This window comes from Rhizobium sp. BK418, assembly GCF_004341105.1.
Lineage (GTDB): Bacteria > Pseudomonadota > Alphaproteobacteria > Rhizobiales > Rhizobiaceae > Rhizobium.
Genome location: NZ_SLZK01000006.1, coordinates 426,946 through 442,157, shown reverse-complemented (window position 1 = coordinate 442,157; position 15,212 = coordinate 426,946). Strand labels below are relative to the sequence as shown.

At 60.2% G+C, this 15,212-nt stretch carries 14 protein-coding genes; 6 read left to right on the top strand and 8 right to left on the bottom strand.

What is annotated here, in order from left to right; genetic code table 11:
- Positions 1-30 precede the first annotated feature (30 nt).
- Together EV281_RS24260 and pobA are read right to left on the bottom strand one after the other, a co-directional pair.
- On the bottom strand, positions 31-1,203 hold the full coding sequence (locus EV281_RS24260) for an ABC transporter substrate-binding protein (protein WP_165911947.1): 1,173 nt from the start codon (positions 1,201-1,203) through the stop codon (positions 31-33).
- Positions 1,204-1,271: 68 nt separating this feature from the next.
- Positions 1,272-2,441 carry a 4-hydroxybenzoate 3-monooxygenase gene (pobA, locus tag EV281_RS24255; protein WP_132656800.1) on the bottom strand — a complete coding sequence of 390 codons (1,170 nt, stop codon included), beginning with the start codon at positions 2,439-2,441 and terminating at the stop codon, positions 1,272-1,274.
- A gap of 116 nt (positions 2,442-2,557) precedes the next feature.
- On the opposite strand from pobA, the gene EV281_RS24250 reads away from it, so the two are divergent.
- A complete protein-coding gene (locus EV281_RS24250) occupies positions 2,558-3,448 on the top strand; it encodes a helix-turn-helix domain-containing protein (protein WP_132656799.1) in 891 nt (296 codons plus the stop codon).
- Here the strand turns inward: EV281_RS24250 and EV281_RS24245 are convergent.
- Positions 3,445-4,305, bottom strand: a complete 861-nt coding sequence (locus EV281_RS24245; RefSeq protein WP_132656798.1) for a TIM barrel protein — start codon at positions 4,303-4,305, stop codon at positions 3,445-3,447. The two genes, EV281_RS24250 and EV281_RS24245, sit on opposite strands and share 4 nt — an antisense overlap.
- 69 nt (positions 4,306-4,374) lie before the next feature.
- On the bottom strand, positions 4,375-5,745 hold the full coding sequence (locus tag EV281_RS24240) for an amidase (protein ID WP_132656797.1): 1,371 nt from the start codon (positions 5,743-5,745) through the stop codon (positions 4,375-4,377).
- A 271-nt stretch (positions 5,746-6,016) separates the two neighbouring features.
- On the opposite strand from EV281_RS24240, the gene EV281_RS24235 reads away from it, so the two are divergent.
- A complete protein-coding gene (locus EV281_RS24235; protein WP_132656856.1) occupies positions 6,017-6,310 on the top strand; it encodes a hypothetical protein in 294 nt (97 codons plus the stop codon).
- Between the two features lie 73 nt (positions 6,311-6,383).
- Positions 6,384-6,824, top strand: a complete 441-nt coding sequence (locus tag EV281_RS24230; protein WP_132656796.1) for a DUF1810 domain-containing protein — start codon at positions 6,384-6,386, stop codon at positions 6,822-6,824.
- On the opposite strand, the gene EV281_RS24225 is transcribed toward EV281_RS24230, so the two are convergent.
- Both EV281_RS24225 and EV281_RS24220 read right to left on the bottom strand, forming a co-directional pair.
- Positions 6,821-7,006, bottom strand: coding sequence for a hypothetical protein (locus EV281_RS24225; protein ID WP_132656795.1), 186 nt, complete (start codon positions 7,004-7,006; stop codon positions 6,821-6,823). The genes EV281_RS24230 and EV281_RS24225 overlap by 4 nt on opposite strands.
- A gap of 69 nt (positions 7,007-7,075) precedes the next feature.
- A complete protein-coding gene (locus EV281_RS24220) occupies positions 7,076-7,699 on the bottom strand; it encodes a TetR/AcrR family transcriptional regulator (RefSeq protein ID WP_132656794.1) in 624 nt (207 codons plus the stop codon).
- A gap of 130 nt (positions 7,700-7,829) precedes the next feature.
- Between EV281_RS24220 and EV281_RS24215 the strand changes: the two genes are divergently transcribed.
- The 3 genes from EV281_RS24215 to EV281_RS24205 all read left to right on the top strand — a co-directional run bounded on the left by EV281_RS24215 (position 7,830) and on the right by EV281_RS24205 (position 9,638).
- Positions 7,830-8,045, top strand: coding sequence for a hypothetical protein (locus tag EV281_RS24215; protein ID WP_132656793.1), 216 nt, complete (start codon positions 7,830-7,832; stop codon positions 8,043-8,045).
- 495 nt (positions 8,046-8,540) lie between these two features.
- Positions 8,541-9,374, top strand: coding sequence for an IclR family transcriptional regulator (locus EV281_RS24210; protein WP_132656792.1), 834 nt, complete (start codon positions 8,541-8,543; stop codon positions 9,372-9,374).
- A gap of 51 nt (positions 9,375-9,425) precedes the next feature.
- The gene (locus tag EV281_RS24205) at positions 9,426-9,638 is read left to right on the top strand and encodes a hypothetical protein (protein WP_132656791.1); all 213 of its coding nucleotides are present in this window, start codon (positions 9,426-9,428) and stop codon (positions 9,636-9,638) included.
- On the opposite strand, the gene EV281_RS24200 is transcribed toward EV281_RS24205, so the two are convergent.
- Positions 9,628-10,167, bottom strand: coding sequence for an invasion associated locus B family protein (locus tag EV281_RS24200; protein WP_132656790.1), 540 nt, complete (start codon positions 10,165-10,167; stop codon positions 9,628-9,630). The two genes, EV281_RS24205 and EV281_RS24200, sit on opposite strands and share 11 nt — an antisense overlap.
- Positions 10,168-10,284: 117 nt before the next feature.
- Positions 10,285-15,078 (bottom strand): autotransporter outer membrane beta-barrel domain-containing protein, encoded by a 4,794-nt coding sequence (locus EV281_RS24195; protein ID WP_132656789.1) that lies wholly within the window; start codon positions 15,076-15,078, stop codon positions 10,285-10,287.
- Positions 15,079-15,212: the final 134 nt, after the last annotated feature.

The window sequence follows — 15,212 nt, the reverse complement described above, 5'->3', positions numbered from 1 at the left end:
GTCGTATGTCCCTTTCGAAGTCGATGGTCCTTACTTTGCAGCGGCAAGGCCCGGGTCGCCCTGCTTTTCAAAGGTCTGGACCTCCTTGTTGATGTAGGTCCCGTCATCGGCTTTGGCGACTTCGCGCAGGTAGATGTTCTGCGTGATATGACGGCTCTCCGGATCGATGGAAACCGGGCCGCGCGGGCTCGTCCAGGAGAGACCCTTCACCGCATCGACGGCCTTCTGCGCATCCTGTTTGCCACCGGTCGCCTCAATCATCTTGTAGATGACGTACATGCCGTCGTAGGCGCTCACGGCCGGGAACGACAGTTCTGCCTTGTTGCCGATCGCCTTGGTGGCCGCATCGACGAATGCCTTGTTTTCCGGAGAGTCATGCGAAACGGCATAGTGGAAGGTCGTCTGAATACCCAGCGCTGCATCGCCGAGCGCCGGCAGGTCGGATTCCTGCGTCAGGTCGCCAGGCGCAAAGAACTTGATGCCGGCAGCCTTCAGGCCGTTTTCATTGTACGCCTTGACGAAGCCGAGTGTCGTCGGACCCGAGGGCAGGAAGGCGAATACGCCCTGTGCGCCAGAATCCTTGATGCGCTGCATGATCGGGCTGAAGTCGTTGGTCGCAAGCGGCATACGGATCGCCTCGACCACCTGGCCCCCGGCCTTTTCGAAGCCGGCCTTGAAGGCGTTTTCGGCATCGATACCCGGGCCGTAATCGCTGACGACGGAGATTACCTTCCTGACGCCGGAATCGAATGCGACCTTGGCGATCGGCGTCGAGGTCTGCCAGGTGGTGAAGGAGGTGCGCACGACGAGCGGGCTCTTGGTGACGATCGCCGAGGTCGCGGCGTTCATGATCACCATCGGCACATTGCCCTGCTTGAGGATCGGCGTCACTGCCATGGCGTCGGGCGTGAAATAGAAGCCGGCGAGATACTGAACCTTTTCCTTGACGATCAGTTCCTGCGCCAGCGCCTTGGATTGGGCTGGATCGGCTTGCGGCACGTCGCGATAAACGATTTCGACCGTGTCATTGCCGACCTTGTTGCCGTTCAGCGCCATATAGGCATCGATACCGGCCTTGAAGTTCTTGCCCTGCAAAGCAAACGGACCGGAGAACGGCCCGATTACGCCGACCTTGATCGTATCGGCATAGGCAGTTCCGCCGAGGAATAGCGCCGCGACTGCGGCCATAACGAGTTTTTTCACGATTTAAGTTCCTCCCTGTATCAAAGGTGCCGCCCTCCATGGCGTTGCACCGGTCTTAAATCATTCCGTCAGAACGGCAATCCGACGTAGTTTTCCGCAAGCGCCGTCGAGGCGGCGCGGGAATGGGTGAGATAGTCGAGTTCCGCCTCCTGGATCTTCTGATCGAAATCACCGGTATCCGGAAAACGATGCATCATCGTCGTCATCCACCAGGAGAAGCGCACGGCCTTCCAGACGCGGGCAAGCGCCTTCTGCGAATAGGCATCGATGCTGGCGCTCGAACGATCGCAGTAGAACTCGCTCAAGCCTTCGAAAAGATAATGAACGTCGCTTGCGGCAAGGTTCAGACCCTTGGCGCCGGTTGGCGGCACGATATGGGCGGCATCGCCGACAAGGAAAAGCCGGCCGAAACGCATTGGCTCGGCCACGAAGGAGCGGAGCGGCGCGATCGACTTTTCGAAAGAGGGCGCAGTCTTCAGCGCTTCAGCGTGATGGGCCGGCAAGCGGCGGCGCAATTCGTCCCAGAAACGATCGTCGCTCCAGTCCTCAACCTTTTCATCGAGCGAACACTGGATGTAGTAGCGGCTGCGGGTCGCGGAGCGCATGGAACAGAGTGCAAACCCACGCGGATGGTTGGCATAGATGAGCTCGTGATTGACAGGCGCGACATCGGCAAGCAGGCCAAGCCAGCCGAAAGGATAGACCTTTTCAAAGGTTCTGATTGCCTTTTCCGGAACCGCCCTGCGGCTTGCGCCGTGGAAGCCGTCGCAACCGGCGATGAAATCGCAGTCGATGCGGTGGGCGACGCCGTCCCTCTCATAGGTCACATAGGGCGCACCATTGAAGTCGTGTGGCGTCACATTGGCGGCGTCATAGATCGTGAGCCGGCCGCTTGCCTCCCGCGCGACCATAAGATCACGCGTCACCTCAGTCTGGCCATAGACGGTCACGCGTTTGCCGCCGGTCAGGCCGTGGAGATCGATGCGATGATCGCGCCCGTCGAAAGCCAGCGAAAAGCCATCATGCGGCAAGCCTTCGGCGTGCAGGCGCCCAGCCGACTTCGCCTCTTCCAGCAGGCGGACCGTACCTTCTTCCAGAACGCCGGCGCGAACGCGTCCGAGGATATAATCCTTGCCGACACGATCGAGGATGACATTGTCGATGCCCGCACCCGTCAGCAGCTGACCGAGCAGCAGACCTGATGGCCCCGAGCCGATGATGGCGATTTGGGTGCGCAATTGCTTCCTCCCCGCAATTTGTCTTTTGCTAAACTCTGACCTGCCACCTCCTATGCGGCAATGGACTTTCCCACCGAAAAATTGCACAAAGCGAACATGGGAACGGGAGGAAACCCATGACGAGACATGTGCCGACTTATGAGCTCTACGGCGAGACATCGGGCAAAGGACCCGATTTCTGGCTGCACTGCGAAACCATCCCCTCACGGAGCAGCCTGCACCATTGGGAAATAAAGCTGCATCGGCACACGAGTTTCTTTCAGATATTATACATCGATGCCGGCACGGGCGATGCAATTTTCGGAGATCGAACCTACGCCATCCAGCCGCCGGCGGTTGTGACTGTCCCTCCCGGGCTCGACCACGGCTTCCGCTTTTCGAAAGATATCGATGGCTTGGTCATCACGATGCTGAGTGCAAATCTCAGCCATCTTCCCGGAGACCGCAGCAGACTCGGCGAATGGCTTGCCATGCCGCATCTCACAGCGCTCGATCCCGAAGATCCCGACGCGGCCTATCTCGTGCAGAGCCTGAAGCGGCTTGGAGAGGAATACTGCAACAGCAGGAGTGGTCGCAGCGAGCTTCTCGCCTCCTATGTCGCTCTAGCACTGCGGCTGACAGCGAGAATCTCCTACCAGGAAGATGTCAGCCAGTTCCCTGCCGATGAAAACGAACGACGAATGGAGCGATTGACCGGTCTTATCCAGCAGCATTTCCGCTCGCACAGGCCGGCTTCATTCTACGCCAAGGAAATCGGCATTTCACCGACCCATCTCAACCGTATAGTCCGCTCGATGACCGGAAAGACCGCGCACGACCTGATTGCTGGCAAACTGGTTGACGAAGCCAGGCGCGAACTCGTCTTCACGCTAGCAAGCGTCCAGGAGATCAGCTATCGGCTGGGCTTTGCCGACCCGGCCTATTTCTCCCGTTTTTTTCTCAAGCATGCGGGCGAGACGCCGAAGGACTGGCGCAAGCGGGAGAAGAGCAGGCTGGAGCGGGCTTAGGCAGTCCGGCGCGCCGGTGCACCCTCAAGGAATTCCTCGATGAAGCGTTTCTGCAACAGGATCCCATCCCACTCATCCGTAAAGAACGGTGAGTCGTAGATCAGTGTGTAGGGTCCGGCGTAGCCTGCCTTTTCGCACATTTCCAGGCAATGGCGGTAGTCTGCGGCATCAAGCCCGGAGGCGTTGTATTCGGCCTTGGCATGGCAGATTTCGGCGCGGCGCATGATATTCGCCAGCCCCTCATATTTCGCAGGTGCCGCCCAATTTCCGAGGTCGCCATTGAGGCCGATCTTGCCGTCGAGTTCGTCGAGCAACCAGTTCATTTCCTTTGGCGAAGGCAGAAGAGCGAACCAGTTTTCGGTCACAACGCGCACGCCGCTTCCCTCTGCCTGCCCGGCAAGCCATTTCAGATGCCGTGCGGAACGCGCAAGGTTCTCCTCATTCGGCTGCTGCTTGCCAGCAATAACGCGAATGCGCTCGGCGCCGAGTGCCTTTGCGATATCGATCCAGCCGGCAATCCAGCCGATGTCACGCTCCGCCGTCTCCGGATTGCTGGGATCGCCATCTTCGACGAGCAGGGTCTGGAAGAGGATATTGGAGGCCTTCAGCGCATCGCGAAATTCGGCGAGATAGGAAGCGTCGAGGCTCGGCAGATGGAACGAGCAGACCTCAAGCCGGCCAAGCCCGCGCTCGGCAAGCATGCGCGGCACTTCGAGCAGGCTTACTGTGCCCCGCCCATAAGGCTCCTGTCGTGCAGCGCTTTTTTGCGGATCGGGACTGTGGGGATAGGTCGCACCCAGCATCCGGTGAAGCGACCATGTGGAAACCGCAAACGGCCCGTTCTGCAAAGCCTGCACCTTTCATCTCCTCCCGTTTCCTCGGGAGGAGTTTGGCAAGAATAGCGCCCTGCATCAAGCCGCAATCGCCTAGATCCGGTCTCCACGAATGACGGCTTCCGCTGCGAGGCAAACGGCAAGCAGTTCGTCGTCGTGATTTGCCGATGCCGACAGAAGGAATCCGACCGGCATATCCGCTTCGCCCCTGCCGCAGGGAATGGAAACGCCGCACCAGTCCAGGAAATTACCGAACATGGTATTGCGCAACGTCTTGACGTTCGTGGCGAAGAAAAGCTCGTCGTCGCGCTCGAGTGCTGCAATCGGCGGCGCCACATGGGCAACAGAAGGAAAGGCGATGAAGCGGTTGCCGACAAGCTGCTCGACTTCGGCAATCAGTCGCGTGCGCCCGGCAAGGAGGGCTATATAGTCCGACATACTGGTTTTCTCGCCGAGTCGCGTGCGCAAGACCACCCGATGATCCATCCGCATCGCCTCTGGCCCTGCCAGCCGTTCGCGATGGAGAGCAAAGGCCTCGGCAGTGACGAGAGCGCCGTGTTTTGCCAGCAGCGCCAGGATTTCTTCAAAGGCTGGAATATGGATCGGACTGATATGCGCGCCGGCAGCGCGCAGCCGTTCCACGCCGCCTTCAAAGGCTTCGGCTACGCCCGAACCTAGGCCATCAAACACGATATTCCCGGGAATGACGATCTCAACGCCCTTCAGCGACTGCCGGGTGACTGTCGGCGCCGTCAGCCCGCGCATGGCGGCATCGATCCAGACAGCGTCCTGCACGGAACGGCAGAGAGGGCCGAGCGAGTCGAGGCTGGTCGCCAGCGGGTAGACGCCCTCCATGGCATAACGCCCGCGCGTCGCCTTGTAGCCGACAATGCCATTGAGGGCTGCTGGAATGCGTACCGAGCCTCCCGTATCCGTACCCATGGCGACCGGCACCAGGCCGGCGGCGACGGCCACACCGGCGCCGGACGAAGATCCGCCGGGAATACGCGGCTCATCCTTGCTGTGGGGATTTTCCGGCGTGCCATAATGCGGGTTGATGCCGAGGCCGGAGAAAGCGAACTCGCTCATATTGGTGCGGCCGACGCCCACCAAGCCGGCATTCTTCAGCGTGGCGACGATCGCTGCATCCTGACTTGCCGGTGTGTTGTCGGCCAGAACTATCGAGCCGGCGGTGGTTGCCAAGCCCTCGATATCGAAAAGATCTTTCCATGCGATCGGAATACCGTCGAGGGCACCGAGCGAGCGGCCATCACGGATACGTTTCGAGGACGCACGAGCCTCCTGCATCGCCCGCTCGCGCAACAATACCGTGAAAACCGCCTTGTCCGCATATTGCCCGATCCCATCGAAGATCGCTTCTGCAACATCAACCGGATCGGCCTTGCCGCCCTGGATGAGGAGGGAAAGCTGAGCGATCGACATCGCACCGAAAGAAGGGGCCATGGGGAGAGTCCTGTGGAAATCACAGAGGATTTACCGCCTATCATTTCGCCGGACCAGCCCTTGCGCGGCTTTTCACGACGATTAGTACGATTTTGTGAACACTGAGTTTGATTTAGCCCTCTTCAATTTACCGCAATTAAGACACACATGCGGTGCTGCACGCAGGAAGCGAACAGGCGATCCATTAGCTTGCCTTCCCAAGTCGCATCCCGTGCACTGCAGGAGACTCGAAATGACACAATCTGAAACTTGGACCTCTGGCCACCAGGATATGGTGCACCAGCATGTGAAGGAGGACGTGAGCTACGGCGAAGCTGAACGCGACTACGCCGACCACGTCAGCGCACAGAAGCTGTCGGTCCTGGAGCGGATCGTGGTCGTGGGTGCCCTCGTATTGCTGAGCTTTGTAGGCTTCACAGCACCGTCGGCCCAGACATCAGCGACCGATCCGATGACAACCTCGGCCATAGAAGAGCCAGCATCTCCGGGTGATAGCCTGGTGCCGCATCATCAGCGGTACGGCCATTGCCGTGAAACGAGCCCCTACGCAGACAAGGTCTGCTAAGAGCCAGCGATTTTCGCCGGGCATGGAATCTTTCGTCTGACGTGCATTCGAAGCATAAAAAAGGGAAAGAGCCATGGCCGGTGACGTAGATTACGACCTCCATCGCTTCATCGAAGCGCAGAACGGCATATACGAACAGGCTCTTTCAGAGCTGAAAGCCGGCCGCAAGCGGTCACACTGGATGTGGTTCGTCTTCCCCCAAATTGCCGGCCTCGGGACGTCCTCTATGGCAGAGAAGTACGCGATCCGCTCCGCAGAGGAAGCTTCGGCCTATCTCTCCGACCCGATCCTCGGCAGCCGCCTCTTGCGCTGCGTCGAGGCAATCCTCTCGGTCATTGACCGCAGCGCTCACGATATCATGGGCTCCCCTGATGATCTGAAGCTGCGTTCATCGATGACGCTGTTTGCCGCGGTCAGCGACCACGGCTCGCCTTTTCACAAGGTGATCGATCATTTCTACCATGGAAAATTCGACGAACGGACAATTTCGATTTTAAGCGCCGGCAACAACTAGCCGGGTGAACGCTCCAGCGCCGCAATCTCTTTGGAGATTTCCTCGATGCGCTGATTCAAGTCTGTTTTCGTGCCGTCGTCCACTTCCTCTTCGCCAAAGCAGTAACGTGCGTCATGAAGTTCGAGCTTCGCTTCAAGCTCTGCACGTCTGGCATATAGGCGCCGGAGATAAGCGTAATTCATCTCTGCCTCCAGATCGCTCCAGATCAGCAGAAACGGCCACGCAACGCGAAGGTTCCCTACTAGGCGAAGTTAGCCAAAGGCCGAAATCGCCACGCTGCAGGCTTTCTCGAAATGGCAGGAACAGCCCCCATCCGCCATGGCCTGGCGGGTGACACGTGCGCCTTCGAGCAGCAGCGTCAGCGTGTCGGCAAGAAGTTCGGGCTCACGCGCACCGGCGGCCACGCAAAGAGCCGCGAGCCGGTTGCGCTGCATGGTCTTATGGCGCTCGATCAGTTCGTGCGCCGGATGGCCTTCGCCTTTCAGTTCGATGGCGGCATTGGCGAGATCGCAACCTGCGGGCTCGCCGGCCAGACAGTGCGCCCGGTTTTCCACCCAGGCAAGAAGCTGGCCGCGCGCATCGCCAGGATGGGCGAGTTCGAGGTCGCGCCAGATTTTCTCAGCCTTTTCGGAGGCTCGGCGCAAAGTTTCGCACACGAGCTCATCCTTGGAGCCAAAATGACGGTAGAGCGTCATCTTGTTGGTAGCAGCTGCATCCGCGATGGCATCGACGCCGATGCCGCGAATGCCGCGCTCGCGGAAGAGCTCCGAAGCCGTCGAGACAATACGCTCCCGCGGGGGGATTCGATCATCTGAAGCGGCTGCGGAGATTTCAGTCAATGTTTCTGATTTTTTCGCGGACCAAGTCCTTGACATCGATGTGACCGATCGGTAACAAATGTATTGTTACTTACCGGTAACACCACTCTTCGCCGAAGTCAATGCTAGGAGCACTTGGCACGAGGAGTGGAACACGGGCGACCGCCCACGAAAGGAGGACAGTACCATGAGAAAAACCAGAGAAGATTTGACCATTTCCGAAGCCCTTCGCGATCCGCTGATTGCCATGGTGCTGCGCGCCGATGGCGTGAAACTTGACGATTTCAAGCAACTCCTTGAGACGGCCGCCCATAAACGCGAGCCGCGTCCCTCCACGGCGAGCGAGATGATCGGGTCCTTTGCCAGCCGCGCCAATCTGCCGGCGATGCCCTGCTTCGGCTGACTTGACCGCTGGCCTCACAAGGTCCGATCGGCACTGGGGTTAAGCCCTGCCCCAGACGGGCTGCCGCTATCAACAGGCGGCAGCCCTTGCGATATACCTTCCCGAAAAGGCAAGTTCTTAAGACGTCCCTGTCAGCCCCGTGATCATCGAGGCTCGCCGCCAGCGAGGGCCGCCGGCTTGCCACAGCAGATCGTAACGCTGGCCGAAGACATAGCCTGCACCAATCAGCCGGTATCTGCCCCGATGGAACAAAACGCGTGCTGCGGCTTGTTGGTCCGGAGCTGATCTGGTGCCTGTGCCACCTTCGACAATCGGCATCAACTTCTCGAATTTTCCTCAGTCCAGCCCTGGTTATGCTATGAATTTTTCGCGTCGATAAGTGGCCCTGCGGTGACCGGCCAGCGATTTTGGCATCCGAAGATTTTGCGATTTGCTTCTCAAGCATCTATGCCATAGTAATGTAACAGGTTCGCATGATAGCAGAGGTACGTTGATTTGGACGGAAAGACATCACCCGCAATCTACTCCGAAGATGAAGGCGCGGCTGAAGAAACCAGCACCAAAAGCACGCGTCGTGCCCGCGTCAGCGGGATCGACCGCGCGCTGCAGGTGATCGACCATCTTTACGAGACGGGTTCGCCGGCTGGCGTCTATGCCATCGCCAAGGCTGTGAAGGCACCGCTTTCGACCGTCTACGTCATTGTCGACGACCTCGTCGAAAAGAACATGCTCACGCGCCAGTCCGACGGCTCGATCTGGCTCGGATCACGACTCTATCACTACGGCCTTGCCTATGCCCGCTCGCTCGACTTCATGAGCGTCGCCACGCATGAAATGCACGACCTTTGCCGGCAGGCTGGTGAAACCGTTCAGGTCTGCGGTCGCGACGGTGATTATATGCTGGTGCTCGCGATGGCCGATGGGCCCAGCCATTTCCAGGTCGCGTCGCGTGTCGGCACCCGCGTCCCCCTCAACTGGACGGCGTCCGGCCGCCTGCTGGTCGGCCACCTGCAGGAAGACGAACGCGTCGAACTTTTCAAGCGTTGCGCCCGCTCCTCACCGACGGGTCGCGCCGAAATCGATCCCGTCACACTATCTGAATCCGCCGGCAAGGCCTTCGAATCGCGCCTGTCGATCCAGGCCGGCGAATCCGATTATGCCGTCGCCTGCATCGCCTCGCCGATCTGCGATCGTGAGGGCCAGTGCGTCGCCACCATTTCCATCGTTCTGCCGGAGCAGAAGGCCTTCTCGGACGAGAGCCACTACACTGCCCAGGTGCGCAGCTCGGCGGAGCGCATCGAAAAGCTGATGGGCTGGCGCAACCACTAAGCACCTGCCTCGATCTCCGATTGCGACGACCACCTCGATTCCGACGCTGATATGCATGGCAGCGATCAGAAGCCGGCGGCGAAGGGAATGCTTGTCTGCCTATTCGCCAAAGACATCGATGAAGAGAACCGAGCAACCGTCGATGGCGGCGGGATGATCGAAGAATTCGGCACGGCATTGACTGTGCCGGATAGCGCGACGCGTAACGAGCCGGCAATCCGTGGCGCATTTCCTGCGAGCAGCAATGCTACCCCTATGTCTTAAGAAGCTCCACGACACGCTCATAGGAACTGGCGAAGCCAGAAAGAGCTATCGAAAAGGTAATTTCGCGCGCACCGAGCGGAGTTGCTCTTACCTTGAGCGTGGTGCCAGACTTGAGTGACGTTATCATTTTCGCGTCAAACATGACATCGACTAGGCATCCTGCCGGAAGACAGGTTCGAAATTGCAGAGTTGCCCCCGTTGCTCCGTCATCAATCTGCAGGGAAACGCCTTTCTGGAGGTCGAGACCAAACGGAAGGACAAGATTTCCTTTAGCGATTCCGTTATCGGCGGTTAGTTCAATCGCAAGCGCCCTCTGCCCGGTCTTCTGCTCAATCTGTTGCTGCGAGAGGGCACATTGCTTCGCTTTGGAACCGTCCGTTGCTGACGCAATCACGCATTGGACCGTCCAACTGGCGTGGGTTTCGCTTAACGATGACGCATTGCCAGGGAGGCTGACCTCTTGGGCAACAGCGTATGAGCAGACAAAGGTCGATAGGGCGAAAGTGAGGAGTTGGCGAACGGAACCCATTTGAGAGCTTTCAGTTGCAGATGGAAGAAACGTACAGACAAATCGTTCACAAGCCTTGAGGAAGCAATGGACCTGACAAGAGTCGAAAACACAGCCTCGCGCGGATGCCGTTGGTCTTCACCACCGCACCCTAAAACCGACGGTACCGCTCACATTGTTGCTGTTGCCGAAGTTCTGCAGGCTCGTGCTCGCCAGCGCCTCGCCATAAAGCGAGTATTTGTCATCAGACCAGTTGATTGATCCACCGAGGCCGACGCCGCCGCGCCATGGATCGTTTTCGCTTGTGAACGGCGTTCCGGCCACCTCGGCTCGGGAGCCGTCGGCAAAGTCGTGATAGAGATTGGCAATACCATATAGATGCGAGCGGGCCGTCTTGCCGTCCGCTTCCTGCCATTCGACCTCACGCTCAACAGCCAACCCGAGGCGGCCCACAAGGCTCCGGCTCCTGTCGAGCGCGACATCGGCGGCGAAAGGATCGGTGAAGTCGTCGAACCGTACCGAGGAATAGGTGAGCTGGGCCTGTGGCGTCAGCGCCCAGGTGCTGTCGAGCGCGATGCGCTGACCGGCTTCGATGCCAAGGGCATAACCCATGCCGTCATTGTCGTTGACGAGGCTGCGTGTCGCGGTGGTGGAATAAAGATCGCTGCCATACCATGTCACCTGCGCCTGAGCGTCGACATAGAAGCCGGCATTGCCGTACCAGGTCAGCGTTCCGTCAAGTCCGATGCCGGTAGTATCGATATTGCCATTGCCATAGACCGATGTGACGTCAGAGGAAATCCTGCCGTAATGGAAGGACGCACCCGCGATCAAACGTCCAAAGTCGTTCTCGTGCAGTAGGCCATCGGCGCCGGTCTGCAGCCTCCACGTGGTGGCATCATAATCGCTGCCACTGGTCGAGGTTCCAGGTTCGAAGTCGGCATGACCTGCTTCGAAACGCGCCCAGATGCCGCTGGAGTCGTCGTTGCCATCCTCTCGGGCGCGTTCCTCGCCGCCAGCAATCCAAGTTCTGTTGCCGACACGCTGCTGCAGCGTACCGAGTCTGTTGAAGGTCTGCAGCGAACCGGCATAGGCCTCATAGAGCGGCACGCCCGGTTGATAGAGCGGAGTGCTCGGATCCTGAGTGAGGGCGGAACGCAGATACCAGTCACCATCGGCCGGTGTGCTGACGCCGCCCTTGTAGAGCCGGTAGGCGTAGGCGCCGCCGACGACGGCCTGATCGCCCTTATAAACGTAATCGCCCTGAAGGGAGAACGTGCCGTTGGATGCGCCGCCGACGTCGACGACCTTGATGCCGTTCACGGTCTGCGCGCCACCGCCGCCGACATTGGCGACACGCAGGGTGGTGTTGCCCGCGGTGTTGCCGCCGACAACCAGTCGGTCGGTCGCAGAGCCATCTGCGCCCAGGACCGTGTTCAGGATAAGCGTGCCGCCGGCGCCCTCGTAATTGCCGGTGACCGTCAGGGTCGTGCCCGGCCTGCCGGACATCATCGCCGTCCCGGCGTTGGTCAGCGACGCAACCGTCTGATCGAAACCGGCAAGGTTGAGCGTGCCATCGGCCCCGACGGAGAAGGCTGAAGACGGACTGAATGCTCCTGCCGATCCGGCTTGCAGCGTGCCCTCCGTGACGGTGGTGGCGCCGCCATAAGATGAGGTTCCGTTGAGCAGCAGCGTACCGGTGCCGGTCTTGGCGAAGCCGCCTGCGCCATTGAGGTTGCCATTGAGGGTGAGGACCGTGCCGGCGTCGGTGAGGAAGGTGCCCGTGCTCGCCAAGGTTACGCCGCGGTTGCTCTCGAAGGAGCTGGTGCTGTGCAACGTGCCGCCGTCGAGGGTTATGCCACCAGCGGCATCACCGAAGTTCGCATCGGCCGAGACTTGCAGCGTGCCGCCCTGGACACTCGTCCCGCCGGTATAGGTGTTGAGGCCCGACAGCACCAGCGTGCCGAGATCGGCTTTGACCAGCGTGGAGGAGCCGGCAAGCGCCGACACGATGGTCGCCGTCATGTTCGCCCCATCGAGCGTGCCGTCGCCGACACGGACGATGGATGAACCACCGACCAGCGTCAGGGGCTGACCGTCGATGACATAGCCATCGGTCGCAAACTGCATGCCGGAGGCTTGGATCTGACCGTTGCCGTTGTCGACGGACACGGTTCCGGACTGGCCCTCGAACACGGCGAAGGCACCGTTCGAATAAGGCGCATTGATCAGGCCGGTGTCGTTGGTCCAGTGATCGTTGTCGGTCAACCGCCAGACGCCGTCGCCGCCATGAATGCTGCCATCGTTGGAAGTGCCGCCCGGTCCATCCCAGAAATTGAGCGTGATGCCTGTGGCGTTGACCAGGTTGACCTGTTTGTCGACCGAGGTCTGAACAAGGAAGTTGCCGGTCGGCATGGTGCCGAGGGCAAGGCCGTTGTTGGCGAGCGTGCCGTCGTAGCTGATGACGCGGTAAATGCCTGGCATGAAACTGCCGCCGGCGGATTGGGTCACGTTGAGCGTGCCGTCGAGCGTCAGATCGCCACCGACCTTGGTGAGATCGTTGAAGGCACCGCCGACCACGTTCGCCTGCCCGAAATTGTAGTTCAGGTTGGAGCTGTTGCTGAGGGCGAGATTGCCGTTGATCGTGAGCGTTCCGGGAACGGAACCGGGATTGCCAGGATCGATGATGCCGCCGTTCGCCACGCTGACGTCGCCACCGATCGTGCCCGTCCCGCCGAGCGTGGCGCCGTTTGCCACCGTCGTAAGCCCGATCGCGCCGGATTGGTCGCCATTGACGATCAGGCTTCCGGCGGCGACCGACGTCGGTCCCGTATAGGTGTTGCTCCCTGTGAGGATCATTGTGCCTGCGCCGATCTGGTCGACCGAACCGTTGCCCGAGATCAGGCCGCTGAATGTGTAGCTGTCGGCGCGGTCGAAGATCAGTGCACCGCTGTTGATGACATCACCAATGATGGAGCCGGAGGTGCCGCCGTTTCCGAGTTGCAGCGCGCCGTCGGAAATCGTCGTGCCGCCACTATAAGTGCTGGTACCGGTGAGTATCTGCGTACCCGATCCGACCTTGACAAACGCGCCGGCGCCGCTGATGACACCGCCGAAAGCGGTGCTCGTGCCATTGCCGCCCGTGGTCAGGGTGCCCGATCCGAGCGTCACGTTGCCGCCGGTCGTGCCGCCGCCGCTGAGCGAGCCGATAGTCTGATCGAAGCCATCGAGGTTCAGAGTGGTGCCCGCCACGTCGGCAAGCGTCACCGCCGAAAGTGTGCCAAAGGCCCTTCCGCCCGCAGCCGCCCCCGCCTGCAAGGTGCCGCCGTTGATGATCGTTGCGCCGGTGTAGGTGTTCGTCGCCGACAGGATCGCGGTGCCGCTCCCATCCTTGGTCAGCGTGCCGCTGGTAATGCCCAGGACGCCTGTAACACTGACGTTTCCAGCACCACCGAGCGTGAGGTTCTGACCCGGGCCCATGATAGTGCCCAGGGTCAGCACGCCCGCATCGGAATTGATGCGCACGGCGCTGCCCAGGGTGATCGGGCCGCCATAGGAATTGACGCCGGATATGTTGCGCAGCGCACCGTCATTTGCAATCCCGGTGCCATTGAGGGTCAGTGCTTCAGCACCGACGGTTATGCCGCCCTCAATCTGCAATGCGGCTCCTGACGCCACATTGGTCCCGGCGACGGTCGAGCCCAGTGCGGAGCTGTTCCTGATGTTGAGAACCCCGGCATTGACGTTCGTCACACCGGTATAGCTGTTCGCGCCGCTGAAGATCTGGGTGCCGGTGCCCACCTTGGTGACACCGACCACATTGGTCCTGCCGCTGCCGCGGACAATGCTGCCACTGAACAGGCCGCTGTCGTTGGTGTTTCCCAGCACAATGGTCGCACCGAAGTTGCCGATCGGATTGCGATTGGCGACCATGATACCGCTGCCTGACAGCGATCCCATATTGAAGATGGCTGTGCCAAACCCGGAACCCATGCCTTGGTCGGCCAATTCGATGGTGCCGTTGAGCACGACATTGGTATTGATCAGCGCATTGCTCGTGGCTAGTCCCGCGAGGGCCAGACCGCTACCCGCGCCGGCGGTGGCACTGGCGATGCCGTTGACAACCAGCGTGCCGCTGAAAGTGCTGTTGTTGTTGCGCAGGATTACAGCGTTGCCCGCACTGGCGGCGTTGATGGTGACCGTCCCGCTGCCCTTCAAACCACCGTCCAGGTAGAATCCCCGCCCGGTGCCGATGGTGTTGACATTTATCGACGTGTTGCCGGTGCTGGTCACGGCCCCAGTCAACTGTACGTAGCCCGATGGATTGACGTGTTCCAGTGTCGCGCCGTCGTTGAGCGTGATGGGGGCGGCGGTCGTCACGCTCGTGGTGCCGGTGAACGTCAGCGTGGCGCCGGAATTGACCGTGGTTGGGGAAACAAAGCCGGATGGATTCCTCAGAACCAGCTGTCCGGCATCAACGATAGTCGCCCCCGTGTAAGTCTTGGCCCCCGAAAAAGTGAGCGCTCCCGCTCCTGATTTCACCAATGTGGCGGAGCCGGAGATCGCGGAACTGATCGTCGCCGAAACGCCGGCATTCGTCGTGATCGTCGGCGTGGCTCCGGTCAGGGCTAGCGTGCCGCCGGTGATCGTGTAGCCACTGGAATCGAAAGTTACGCCTCCCACTGAAACCGTACCGTTTACGGCCACAGTGCCGGGGGTCCCGCCAAATATGGCGGTCCCTCCGCTAGCCCACGGCACGGCCACAGAGCCGTTGAACCAATTGACGGTGGCACTATCCCAGGTACCAGAACCACCGCCGCCCGTCGGACCGAAACTCAGGCTCTGGGCGCCTGCGGATGTAAAGGTGGTCACCGACAACAGCATCGCCGCAACGACCGCCCATGAGCGACCACCAACTTCTGCGCGAATCATACGCCTCCACTCAATGAATAGCTTGTGCTGCTATCTCGCGAAGTGCTTTAGCCCGGAAGGTAATTTACTGTAGCAAACATGCAGAGACGTGCCTGCGGGAGGCGCTGGAACATCACCCCATCAGCCCCGCGAAC